Raw genomic sequence first — 11,902 nt, 5'->3', positions numbered from 1 at the left:
TCACCATTGCCATTTTTAAATAGAAAAAATTGGATGATTTCGCTGAATTTGATGTCAAAGCCAATAAAAAATAGCTGTTTTTGCTACTATACAAAATTCCTGAAATCATTTCTAGACAGCTTCTTAGGATAAGAAATAACAGCAGCCCGGCAGGGCCAAACAAAAATGTAAGCAACATGCAGGGGATGAGCAACCAATGATTTATATTATAGCGAATACCATTCTTTTTAATAAACATGCCTGCAAGCAGGTCGAAAGCCAGGTAATGCACCCAGCCTGCAACAACCAATTTATCATTCTAAAAAAGTTTCTTTACACCGCCTATTGAGCTAAAGCCTTCCATATCTGCAGGCTTAAATGTGGTAAACATCAGCCAGGCATATACGAGTGACATTAGTGTAATGATTATACTTGTTATAAACTTATCGGAGGCCTGCCAGAATGGAAGAAAAATAAGAATGATCCATCCTGCCATTGCAAGCATATTTACTGCTGTAAATATTTGTTCGGGATGCATAGCTGTAATTTCTTCAGCAAATTTCTTTTACACGCAGCCTGCTTTCGTTGACATTTATCAATAAATAAATAATCCACATAAAAATTTTGCAAACACAGTAAAAAGCAAGGCCGCCAAACTCAGCGCTTATTTCTTATGTGGCTTAAATGTTCAGGTGTGACGCCTATGAATGAAGCAATCATATATTGAGGAACGCGTTGAATAAGTTCAGGTTCCTCGTCAAGCAGGAAGTAGTAGCGCTGCTCCGGCGTATAAGCACGCAAGATCGTATTGTGTTTTGAAAGCAATAAGTAAAGATGTTCTGCAATCTTTCTTCCGAATATTTCAAAAACAGGATGTTGTTTATATAAGTTTTGCATGTTGGTAAAAGAAAGATTTACGAGCTCGCAATCTTCCAAAGCTTCCATGTATTGTGCAGCCAGGGCATGCGTTAAAAAGCTTGCATATTCGCTTATAAAATTATTTTCCCTTATAAAAGCAGTGCATATTTCTTTGCCATCTTCAAGATAAAACAAACGCATCAGCCCGCTGTTAATAAAACATACGTGACGGCATATCTCATCTTTTCTAACAAAGAAATCTCCTTTCTTTAAATGCTGAACGATAAGGCATTCCTCCATCGCATTCCAGCTTTTATCTGTAATGGCCGGAACAAGCGTTCTATAGTAGGCTTTAATTTGCTGAAACATCTGTTTAAAAGATCCTCTTTTTTAATGGCAGTGTATAATTTTCAAACTGAATAGCCTGCAGAAAAAGCAGCCTCAACCACTCATTGGATTAATAAAGGTATTCTCTTCGCTGCAATATTCTTTGCCGGTATTGCATCAGGCATTGTTAAAAAGATATTCCAGGGACAGGCAACAAGGGCACTGAAAATAATATTTTTTGTTTCGCAAATATTACCGTCCGAGATAATTTAAAATAAAGGTGGCTGAATGGCCACCCTTTATCATTTTTGTAGTTACTACACTATAAAAAATGACGAACAATAAAATTACAGATTATGTCGGACAGCCGATATTTACGCAGGTACTTTCTTTGATAGACGGACCGTTGATACAATCGGCCTGCAAAACCCACCAGGCCGACAAGTTTTCCAGGAAGCTCTGTTTCAAAGACCACCTTACCACCATGCTGTATTACATTTTTGCCAGGTGCACCAACTTGCGTGCAGTTGAGGCCGGGCTTGAATTGTGCAATGGCAAGCTCAACCACCTGAACCTGAAAAAAGTACCAGCCCGCAGTACCCTCAGCGATGGCAATAAAAAAAGAACAAGCGATGTTTTTGGCACATTGTACCAAAGCCTCTATCAAAAATACAAACACATTATCTCGGACAGCCTGTTGAAACAAAGCATTGCCAGCAAACTTTATATACTTGGATATTTCGCACCATAGTTTACCAATTATTTCGCGGCAAAGTTTACCACAGGTTATTAGTTTTTTGCACTGACAATACGGCGTAAAGTTTACCACTTTCATTAATGGCGTAAGGGCATTTTATCACGGGCTTTGTTTTGCACTCAAAAGCAAAGCATGCCCAATAAAGTGATCACAATGCACCTTATACGTTCCGTTATCAGTTATCTTTCAAAAAGTTATTCCCTTCGTTCCATCAGCAGGGAATTAAACATATCACGCCCTGCCCTTACTGCTTATGCCGTCCGCTTAAAAAACCATCCGGGTTCTTTTAATGAGCTGCTGTTATTGGATGATGCTGCGCTCGCTTCCATTGTATATGCCCCTATAAAACAAATAACAGAAGATGCCCGCAAAGCAGATTTCAGCCAGCGGGCTGCTTACTTTTTAAGCGAGCGTAAACGTACCGGCGTTACCCGCCGGTTGCTTTGGCAGGAGTACTTAAAAGAATACCCCGGAGGTTATGGCTACACACAGTTTTGCGTACTGCTTTCGCAGTACCGCAGGACGGTAAGCCCGTCCATGCGCTTCGACTATAAACCTGCAGAAGTGGTGATGGTAGATTTTGCAGGGGAAGCATTGTCATATGTTGACCGCTTTAGCGGCGAAGTGATCAGTTGCCCTGTACTGGTTTGTGTATTGCCGTATAGTGGATATAGCTTTGTAAAAGCATTGCCCAATGCTTCGCTGGCGCAGCTAACAGATGCGCTGGGCGATTGCCTGTCTTTCTTTGGCGGGGTGCCCCAAAGCCTTAAAACCGATAATATGAAGCAGGTGGTAGTAAAACCATCCCGCTATGAGCCGGCCTTTACAGAAGCCTTCAATCAATGGGCGCAGCATTACAATATAGCTATCACCACTGCCAGGGTAGCCAAACCTAAAGACAAAGCGCCTGTGGAGAATGATGTAAAGATTACCTACCGGCGTATATATGCCCCACTGCGCGGCCAGGTGTTTTTTAGCCTGGATACTTTGAACAAAGCCATTTAGGAACAGTTAAACATCCATCATCATACAAACTTCCAGAGAAAGGATTACAGCCGTTCAGATGCTTTTACAAAAGAAGAGCTTCACCTGCTGCAGCCACTGCCTGCCGCTAAGTTTGTGATGAAACACCGCGTTCAGGCCAAGGTTCAGAAGAACTATCATATTACTCTCGGGGAAGACTGGCATCATTACAGCGTGCCCCACCAATATATCGGCAAAACAGTAACAGCAGTGTATGATGCCGGTATGGTAGAGATATACCTGCAGTTCCAGCGCATAGCCATCCATACACGCAGTTATAAAAAACATGGATACACCACCGTAAAAGAACACATGCCTGAAGGGCATCAGCACTTTTTTGAGCGCCGTGGCTGGACAGCCGATTATTTTTTACAAAAAGCCGCTGCAATAGGAACGCATACCCGCAGTTATATTGAAGGGATGCTTCATGGCAAACAGTTTACCGAACAAACCTATAATGGCTGCCTGGGTATTTTAAGATTGGCACTCAGCTATGGCAATGGCAGGCTGGAAGCCGCCTGCGCCCTTGCGGGCGAAGTATTCAACTACCGCACCATTAACAACATACTCAAAAACAACCTGGACAGGCAATCCCATCCCACACAGCAGGAGCTCTTTCAAACACCCCCGCACGATAATGTACGTGGCCCGGATGCTTACAAAGAATAACCGTTATTCAATCATTCATTCAATAAAAAATAAAACAGTAAAAACAATGAACACAAACACAACAGCAACATTAGAGCACTTCAACCAGCTTAAGCTGCATGGTATGGCGGCAAGGTATGAGGCGGTTACCCAACTGCACAGCCATGAACAACCTGATGCGCACCTGCTTACAGCACAGCTTGCAGAAGCAGAACTATCTTACAGAGCGCACCGGCGTACAGAACTCTGCCTCCGGTTGTCTAAACTGCGTTACAATGCTGTTCCGGAACAAATCAATTGCTCCGCTCAACGAGGCATCACCAAAGAACAACTGGCTGGGTTTTGTGATGGGAGTTTTATTGACAGGGCAGAAAATATTTTAATAACCGGCGCTACCGGCTGTGGAAAATCCTACCTGGCCTGCGCTATCGGAAGACAGGCTTGTATGTTAGGATACAGGACGATTTACTTTTCTATGAACCGGTTTATTGAAGCACTTGCCGCTGCGCGGCTGGATGGAACTTACATCAAGCTGCTTAACCTGATATCCAAAACACCCCTGCTGATATTTGACGATTTTGGATTGCAGCCGCTTACCCACGATATGCGCATTACACTGCTGCAAATACTGGAAGACCGCTATGCCGCCGGCGCTACCATCATCACTTCACAACTTCCTGCAGATAAATGGTATGATTACATAAATGACCCTACGCATGCTGACGCAATATGCGACAGGCTGACAGCAAACGCCCACAGGATATCGCTTAAAGGTGAGTCTATGAGAATGGTTGCACCACTATATGAAGGTATCCGGTTTTTCTTTTGCCTTTCTTAAAGTTTGCATCTTTATTTTCCGGACATCAAAAGATGCAGAATACGCTGGCCTGGAGTACATTATTTCTGAAATCTGACCCAATGGACGAAGAAGTGAATTTACCCACATCAGTGAATCCATAGTAATACCTTGCACCAATGCCCAGCCCTTTTACCGGCCCTGTTTTGAACTGGTATCCGATCCCAGCAACCGCACCTGCATCAATTTTTTCTGCAAAATCTTTATAACCGGTATTCTTGGCGTCTTCAAGCAACATATTAGCTTGGCCACCTATTTCACCATACAGCCCGATATTGGAATGGTATTTTAACACGATAGGAACAGACAGGTAAGAAAGCTTCAGGTCCTGATCCTTTAAAGAAAACCCGTTTTTGATTTTTGCCCCTTGTGTAGAATAAAGAAAATCTTCCTGGATTGACAGTCTGTCGGTAATGTCAAAGTTAACGATGAGCCCACCGTGAAACCCCGTTAACCCCTCTGTTTCAAAGCCGGCATTTGTAAAATCACTGTAGTTTGCTCCGCCTTTTATGCCGAAGTGAAATCTTTTCCAGGGACTTTGACCAAATCCCGCATGGGCTGTCAGAATAATTACAGCTAATAAAATTGTCTTTTTCATTTTTATTGTTTTTGATTTGAATACAACAAAAATATTCTGAAAAAGAAAGTAAAAAGGGCTATAATGACTGTATTATTGGATGAAAAGTCGTTTTTAATATTAAATTGACCATAAAAGATGAAATATATTGCCATAACATGTAAATTAAATTGCTAATGCGTTTTATCCTTTTTACAAATAATTGAGGTCAATTCTTTTTATACTCGCTTGGTGAAACACCTTCCAGGCGTTTAAAATATTTTCCAAAAAAGGACTGTGAAGGAAAATTAAGTCGGTCGCTTATCTGCTGCACGGTCATATCCGTTGTTTTGAGCAAGGCCTTGGCTTCCAGAATTACGTAGTTGTCTATCCATTCGCTGGCGGTTATGCCGCTGTTTTCTTTCACCACCTTGGACAGGTGTTTTGGGGTAAGGTATAATTTACCAGCATAAAATTTAAGGCTCCTTTCTTCTTTGTAATGGTGTTGAACAAGGTTCAGGAATTTCTCTACCAGCACCTGGTGTTTGCTTTTTTTTTCTTCACCTTTTTGCCGGCGTATATGTATATCATATCCAAATGCATAAAAAAAGGCCTTGGTCAGGTATCTTAATATATCCAAGCAATATGGATTGTCTTTTTGTGCTATTGTTCGCTTAAGCATCGTATAATAATCGGTAATGGCCTCCAGTTCCAGGTTAGTCAATTCTATATACGGTTGCTTCTGTATAGACATGAATGCCGGAAAACGTTCATCAATATTCAGGCTTTCTGTGAAACGGCTGGACATAATTATAAAAAGCGCTGAAAAATCCTCGCTTACATATTCGTATTGTAATATCTGGTCTGGCATAATAATGATAAATCCCGGGGATTTGGTTTCTATCCTTTCCATGTTGATCCTTCCGGAAGTGGTTCCTTTCAGGCAAATAATGCCTGTTGTAACATCCACTTTAAAAGGATAGTTAAATGTGGGCAATATGAGCGGCTTATCAATCAGTATAAAATCATTGCCAATTGAATCTGCTTCCAGGCCACTTAGCTGTTCCTGCCAGTTAAAAGGCAAAATAGATTTCTTCATAATATTTTTTGATAAACTTAAACAATAAATTTAACGAGGCTAATCAAAAGAGAATGTAAACAACATAAAATACGCTAAATAGTCCAATATATCATCAGTTACGATCTTTTTAGGGGAAATATTGCAAATAGTTTTGCACCCGTAAAGCTGAAACAGAAAAATGAAGTTCAAATTGATAATCTCCTGCTGTCTTTACCTGCTGACAGTTATTGCCTATGGGCAGGAAAATGTGGTGCGTAAATTAAGTATCCCGGAAGCCCTTAGCCTGGCCTTGGAAAACCATCAGCAGCTCAAAGTAGGCCGGGCAAAAGTGCAGCTTAGTGAAGACAAAGTGCGAGATGCAAAGCTTGAGCAGTTACCAACTATTGAATTTTCAGCCAATGCCTACTATTTAAGCAATGCCATTTTGTTAAGCCCCGGTTTTAAAAGTGAAGGCAGTTTTGACATGCCCCCGTTTGGTAACGGATATGCCTTGCAGGCATCCCAGCTTCTTTATAAAGGAGGCGTGCTGAAAAAATCGGTAGAAATGAGCGACCTGCAGGCGCAGCTTGCTGAACTGGACCTGGAAAAAGATAAACAAAGCATCAGGTTTCTTGTCATATCCAATTACCTGGATATACTTAAACTGCTTAACCAGAAAAAAGTACTGCTTCAAAACAAAAGCCTGGCTGAACAGCGCCTTGCCAACATTACCAAACTGTATGCAGAAAATATGGTAACGCGTAATGAAATCATCCGCGCCCAGCTACAAATAAAGGGATTGGAACAAAATATTGCCGTAGTTGAAAATAACCATTCCATTTTGAGCAACCGGATGAGTTATGCACTGGGTTTGCCACATGATGTGCTGATAGAGCCAGCCGGGAACATCCCGGAGCCTGGCGTGATGGCGCTCGCCGATTATATGGCGCTCGCCCAAAAAAATAATCCTTTCCTGCTTGCTGCAGAAAAAAATATCAGTATTGCTGAAAAACATGTGGATATTATAAAAACAGAGCGTTATCCGGCCCTTTCAGCCTTTGCCGGTTATAACCTGGCCCGTCCCATTACCCAGGTGCTGCCTCCTGTAGATATGTACAGTGGTGTATGGCAGGCAGGGGTTGCCCTGAGCTATAATATTGATAACCTGTTTAAGACAGGCCAAAAAATTAAAACAGGCAGGACGCAGGCTGAAGTTGCCCGCAATACCCTTGAACTAAGCCGCCAGAATGTAGAAATGGATATAACGGCTGCTTATAAACAATATCAGGAAGCGGTAAAACAGGCAAAGCTGATGGAAAAAGCGCAACAACTGGCTAATGAGAACTACAAGATCATTGAAGCAAAATACCTGAACCAACTGGCTATTACCGCTGAGATGACAGATGCGGCGGCGGCTAAACTCGACGCCGGAATGCAGTATGCCAATGCACAGGCAGGCGTGCTTTTTCAATATTACACTTTGCTGAAAACAGCCGGGGCTTTATAGAAAAAATCCTTAAGAAAAACAGTAACACATCAACGATAGAAATTATGTCTGAAGAAAAAAATAACAATACACATCAGGCTCCTGAAATGAGAGAAAGCCGGCAGGGGCAATCAAATACCAGGCCGGTACAGCAACAGCCAGCAACCGTTGAAGATACCCGCACCAAATCGAAAAACAGGTTAAAGGCAGGCATTGTTAATTTATTGACCTTTATTATCGTTGCCGGCTTGTTTTTTTGGATTGCGAAAAAATATTTCCATATCGGGGAAACAGATTTCACTAATGCTGCACAGGTTGAGGAATTCATCAACCCGATCAATACCCGGGTTTCAGCGTACATCAGGGAAATACGTTTTATCGAACACCAGCCGGTCAGAAAAGGCGATACTCTGGTGGTGCTGGATGACCGTGAAATACATACACAGGTAGCACAGGCAGAAGCTGCCTTTCAGAATACCCTGGCTTCTAGGCACGTAACTTCCTCTATGGTGAACACAATAGCCAATAACATTAATGTAACGGCAGCAAATATTACCGGCGCCAAAGCCCGGCTGGATAACGCCGCTAAAAATCTCAAGCGCTATGAAAATCTGATGGATGCAGAAGCGGTGACCGGATACCAGTACGACCAGGTTAAAACGGAATTCGACGTGGCAAAAGCTTCGTATGAAGCGCTCATTAATCAGAAAGAAACAGCCGGCCTCTCCACTGCTGAAACCAAATCAAGGCTTGCCTTAAATGACGCAGAAATAAAACGCACCAAAGCAGCCTTCGACATGGCCCGTTTGAGCCTTTCCTATACAGTAATCACGGCCCCTTATGATGGCGTAATGGGGCGCCGCGCAATTAATGAGGGCCAGTTGCTGCAACCCGGTCAGCAGGTGGCAACCATTGTACTTAACGGGAATAAATGGGTAACTGCCAATTTTCTGGAAAGCCAGATGCCTGAAATTACCATTGGAAAGAAAATAAAAATGACGGCGGACGCTATTGGAGCGCAGGAGTTTGAGGGAAAAGTAACCGCTATTTCGGCTGCCACGGGCGCCCGGTATTCTTACATACCCACAGATAATAGTACAGGAAACTTTGTTAAGGTGCAGCAACGCATCCCTGTCCGCATTGAATTTACTACCAGCAATAAAGCTGAAGATATTCAAAAACTTAGGGCAGGCATGAATATGAACGTTTTCCTGAAGGATTAACGGACATCTGTAATCAAAACGATATGTATAACAAAGGATTATTTCAAGATTGGGTACCCAAACCGGTAATGGTGCTGCTGTATTTTCTGATACTGCTGATACTGCTGGCGACGAACCCCGTTTACTCGCCTAATATCGGGCTTATGGTAAGCAGTACCGGAATTATAACCGAGTATTTTACGTGGGCAACCTTTGCCGGAACTATCGGTATGGGCGTTGCCATCCCTTTAATCATGCGTTTAAAGATACGTTTTCGTGCAAAGGAACTAATGCTCGCATCCCTTCTTACAATGGCAGTTTTGTCTATCGTTATAGCCACAGCCACCTCACCTGAGGTGATCGTAGCGGCATCATTTTTATTTGGTTTTATGAAGATGTTCGGCATGGTGGAAGTAGTGCTTCCGATACGGGGTATCCTCAGCCCAAAAGGTGACAATGGAACTTTTTATGCTAAATTTTACCCGATAGCTATCGGTACCGGGCAGTTATGCAGCCCATATATAGCGAGGTTTGCCCAGGCCGGCAATTGGCAAATGCTGCATCATTATTCAGCCGCTCTTTTCCTGTTTACGGCACTGTTGTGCATCGTTGTTATGCATAACCTCCGGTTTGCACCAAAAATGCCCCTGAAAGGACTGGACTGGCCGGCAATTGTATTATTCGCCACGCCGCTGATGTGCTTCTCCTACGTGGTCATATTCGGCAAGCAGCAGGATTGGTTCCATTCCCCCAATATCCGCTATGCAACGTTGGCTATGATCGTAACGGCTGTATGCCTGGTTGCCAGGGAACTGATGATCAAATCGCCCTTGCTGATGTTTAAGATATACAGGCTTGGCAGTGTGCGTACTGGGCTGCTGCTATTAATTGGACAGGGAATATTCATGGGCGCATCTTCTATACAGTCTATCTATACTACCGCTATATTAGGGTATAACTGGATACATAATGCATCGCTCAGCCTGATGATGCTGCCAGGAATAATGGTTGCCGGGCTGGTGGCATTCCACTGGACAAAAAATAAAATACCCCTGAAGATGTATATCTTTTCCTGTTTTGGCGCTTACATCATTTATTTTACGATGTTATACCTGATGATGGTTCCGGGACTTAATATAGAAGGCTTTTTGTTGCCACAGTTGTTCAACGGTTATGGTATGGGCGGCCTGTTTATATCATTATGGGTATATACCCTATCAAAGGTACCGCAGGAACAGATGCTGTATTCCGTGGCGCCGGTTATGGTGTTCAGAAGCATTATCTGCACAGCTTTCTTCACAGGCTTTTTCAATTGGGCACAGTATGCGTTGCAGGTTCAAAGCGTTAACAACCTGGCTTTTTACTTTTATATGAACACAATATCATTGGATGCTACTGTGGGCAATTTTGGCACTGTACAACTGGGCGCGGTGCTTGCCGCAAACAAAAAATTGTTAGGGTACGTTATTATTGCAGGCCTGGCGTTCTTGGCTTTTATATTCTTCCACCAGTTCGGCAACTACCAGGACAGGATAGACCACAACAGGGAACTTTGGGCACAATGGAAAAACAGAAAGAAGAAGCAGGTCGTACAGCAGGGAACTGAGGCAAATGCACTTTCGGAAGGCATTGGCGGAATAGCCGGATCGCTTTAAAAATAAAAAAATGAAGCTTTGGGTTTTTACCAGCTCTTTGCTGATATGTTTATTACTTGCGCTGTCAGTGGTGGCATCGTATATGCATGCCCAGCAATTGGATAACCCGTATGTAAAGCACTGCCCACAGAAAATACGCCTGAGGGATTTGTATCTGCTATCACCTGGAAATAGAACATGGCAAAGAGCATCATTTGCTATTAAAAATACAATTTCGGTTTGGTATTGAGCTATGGCCTTATTCTTTTGAAAAACCGTGGGAAATATGGCAGATCAAAAACGCAGCTTGCTTTCTCCATTGTTTGAAATTAAGGCTTAAAAAACACCAAACCGTCCAATACTACCCGCCTGATGACCTTTTTTGAAACCTGTTGTGCAAGTACTTTTGACAGTAAATAAATTTTTAAAAAATCCTTTTATGAAACCACTTTCAAAACAGGTTAATGATCCTGAAGTAACACTTGATATAGAAGGGCACGGCATTCCTGAAGATGCACAGGAAGCGGCATTTTTAGACTGGCTATGTTCTTTTGTAGCTACCGGAGATGACGGCATAAAATACTGGTTCGGCTGTTCTCCGCTTATTCTTGCCGCAGAGAACAGAGACATGTGGCATTATGAACTTTGCTGGGATACGGGAACTGTAATTCAATCTCCCACATCTATTTATAAGATCGCTCACTATCCACCGGTCAACATCACCGGGCAACATATATATCCGGGCGGTACATTGCAAGTAGCAAAGAAAGAGAATGAGGTTACCGTTATTTTGGGAGATAGCTTCCAGGTTATCTGCAAAAAAGACCATACCTGGCATTATACGCTGGAAGACAGAGTAAAAGGGGTACGAGCCGATTTTATTCACTATGGAACTGGTTTTCCAACCTGGTATGGGAAAGAAAAGCCATCCTATCTTACGCAGCATAGCATCGCTTATGGTTACAACTGGTCTGGTCGGGTACAAGGTACACTTTGGATACAGGGGAAGGAAATAAAAATAAAAGGTAAAGGGATTCGTGAACGGTATATTGCTGTTGATTCCTCTGCTGCTGAAATTGGCGGATGGGAAGACTGGGGCTGGTTTCACTTCGATGAAGTATTTGGCAGCCTGTATGAAATGCGACTGGGCAACAAGGATTTTTCACTGAACCTGGTAAAGGAAAAAAGGTATTTTCCTGAAGGCAATTTTAAAATTGAACACCACGAGTGGGCCTACCTGCCTCAGTTGGGCGCTTTTATTCCTACAGTCTATAAGATAAGAATTGAAACAGAAGGCGGTATATTGAATTTTACAGCCCAGGTTGTCAGCGCTTCTGTATGGGGCGTTACAGGCGGAGCGCCCAGTACACCTGTGGCAACGCTGAACTGGGGTAACGCAGATGGTACATTCACTTATCCTGATGGAAGAAGTATTACGCTTACCAATGGAACGGGTGGCATGTCGGTGCGCCAATGGGAGCCATACCCGGGTATATTCGGAACTGAACTTATAGCC

Annotated in this window: 10 protein-coding genes and 2 pseudogenes; 8 read left to right on the top strand and 4 right to left on the bottom strand. The window is 42.9% G+C overall.

Going from position 1 to position 11,902, the window contains the following annotated elements; genetic code table 11:
* Positions 1 to 475 (bottom strand): annotated as a pseudogene (locus QM629_RS09435) (ABA4-like family protein); the annotation flags it as partial.
* Between the two features lie 161 nt (positions 476 to 636).
* Positions 637 to 1,206: a Crp/Fnr family transcriptional regulator gene (locus tag QM629_RS09430; protein WP_415159518.1), complete on the bottom strand. Its 570-nt coding sequence runs from the start codon at positions 1,204 to 1,206 to the stop codon at positions 637 to 639.
* Positions 1,207 to 1,495: 289 nt separating this feature from the next.
* Here QM629_RS09430 and QM629_RS09425 point away from each other — a divergent pair, with 289 nt between their 5' ends.
* From QM629_RS09425 to istB, 4 genes are all read left to right on the top strand, one after another.
* Entirely contained in the window at positions 1,496 to 1,915 is a 420-nt protein-coding gene (locus QM629_RS09425; protein WP_415159516.1) for a DUF4372 domain-containing protein, read from the top strand.
* Between the two features lie 159 nt (positions 1,916 to 2,074).
* Complete coding sequence (gene istA, locus QM629_RS09420; RefSeq protein WP_415159514.1) at positions 2,075 to 2,926, top strand: IS21 family transposase; 852 nt, start codon at positions 2,075 to 2,077, stop codon at positions 2,924 to 2,926.
* Positions 2,927 to 2,938: 12 nt separating this feature from the next.
* A complete protein-coding gene (locus QM629_RS09415) occupies positions 2,939 to 3,613 on the top strand; it encodes a Mu transposase domain-containing protein (RefSeq protein WP_415159520.1) in 675 nt (224 codons plus the stop codon).
* Between the two features lie 46 nt (positions 3,614 to 3,659).
* A complete protein-coding gene (istB, locus tag QM629_RS09410; RefSeq protein ID WP_415159512.1) occupies positions 3,660 to 4,430 on the top strand; it encodes an IS21-like element helper ATPase IstB in 771 nt (256 codons plus the stop codon).
* 25 nt (positions 4,431 to 4,455) lie between these two features.
* Here the strand turns inward: istB and QM629_RS09405 are convergent, their stop codons facing one another.
* Positions 4,456 to 5,046 carry a porin family protein gene (locus QM629_RS09405; protein ID WP_415159510.1) on the bottom strand — a complete coding sequence of 197 codons (591 nt, stop codon included), beginning with the start codon at positions 5,044 to 5,046 and terminating at the stop codon, positions 4,456 to 4,458.
* A 187-nt stretch (positions 5,047 to 5,233) separates the two neighbouring features.
* Positions 5,234 to 6,103, bottom strand: coding sequence for a helix-turn-helix domain-containing protein (locus QM629_RS09400; RefSeq protein ID WP_415159508.1), 870 nt, complete (start codon positions 6,101 to 6,103; stop codon positions 5,234 to 5,236).
* A gap of 160 nt (positions 6,104 to 6,263) precedes the next feature.
* Between QM629_RS09400 and QM629_RS09395 the strand changes: the two genes are divergently transcribed.
* The 4 genes and pseudogenes from QM629_RS09395 to QM629_RS09380 all read left to right on the top strand — a co-directional run.
* Positions 6,264 to 7,571 carry a TolC family protein gene (locus QM629_RS09395; protein WP_415159506.1) on the top strand — a complete coding sequence of 436 codons (1,308 nt, stop codon included), beginning with the start codon at positions 6,264 to 6,266 and terminating at the stop codon, positions 7,569 to 7,571.
* Between the two features lie 44 nt (positions 7,572 to 7,615).
* Entirely contained in the window at positions 7,616 to 8,773 is a 1,158-nt protein-coding gene (locus QM629_RS09390; RefSeq protein WP_415159504.1) for an HlyD family secretion protein, read from the top strand.
* Positions 8,774 to 8,796: 23 nt separating this feature from the next.
* Positions 8,797 to 10,407, top strand: a complete 1,611-nt coding sequence (locus tag QM629_RS09385) for an MFS transporter (protein ID WP_415159502.1) — start codon at positions 8,797 to 8,799, stop codon at positions 10,405 to 10,407.
* Between the two features lie 418 nt (positions 10,408 to 10,825).
* Positions 10,826 to 11,902 (top strand): annotated as a pseudogene (locus tag QM629_RS09380) (hypothetical protein); the annotation flags it as partial.

Source organism: Parafilimonas sp., assembly GCF_047606085.1.
In the GTDB taxonomy this organism is placed as follows: Bacteria; Bacteroidota; Bacteroidia; order Chitinophagales; family Chitinophagaceae; genus Parafilimonas.
This window is presented reverse-complemented; position numbering and strand designations above follow the sequence as displayed.

Coding starts and splice junctions, on each gene's coding strand:
- QM629_RS09430 (WP_415159518.1), bottom strand. CDS start 1,206: ATGTTTCAGCAAATTAAAGCCTACTATAGAACGCTTGTTCCGGCCATT.
- QM629_RS09425 (WP_415159516.1), top strand. CDS start 1,496: ATGACGAACAATAAAATTACAGATTATGTCGGACAGCCGATATTTACG.
- istA (WP_415159514.1), top strand. CDS start 2,075: ATGCACCTTATACGTTCCGTTATCAGTTATCTTTCAAAAAGTTATTCC.
- istB (WP_415159512.1), top strand. CDS start 3,660: ATGAACACAAACACAACAGCAACATTAGAGCACTTCAACCAGCTTAAG.
- QM629_RS09405 (WP_415159510.1), bottom strand. CDS start 5,046: ATGAAAAAGACAATTTTATTAGCTGTAATTATTCTGACAGCCCATGCG.
- QM629_RS09400 (WP_415159508.1), bottom strand. CDS start 6,103: ATGAAGAAATCTATTTTGCCTTTTAACTGGCAGGAACAGCTAAGTGGC.
- QM629_RS09395 (WP_415159506.1), top strand. CDS start 6,264: ATGAAGTTCAAATTGATAATCTCCTGCTGTCTTTACCTGCTGACAGTT.
- QM629_RS09390 (WP_415159504.1), top strand. CDS start 7,616: ATGTCTGAAGAAAAAAATAACAATACACATCAGGCTCCTGAAATGAGA.
- QM629_RS09385 (WP_415159502.1), top strand. CDS start 8,797: ATGTATAACAAAGGATTATTTCAAGATTGGGTACCCAAACCGGTAATG.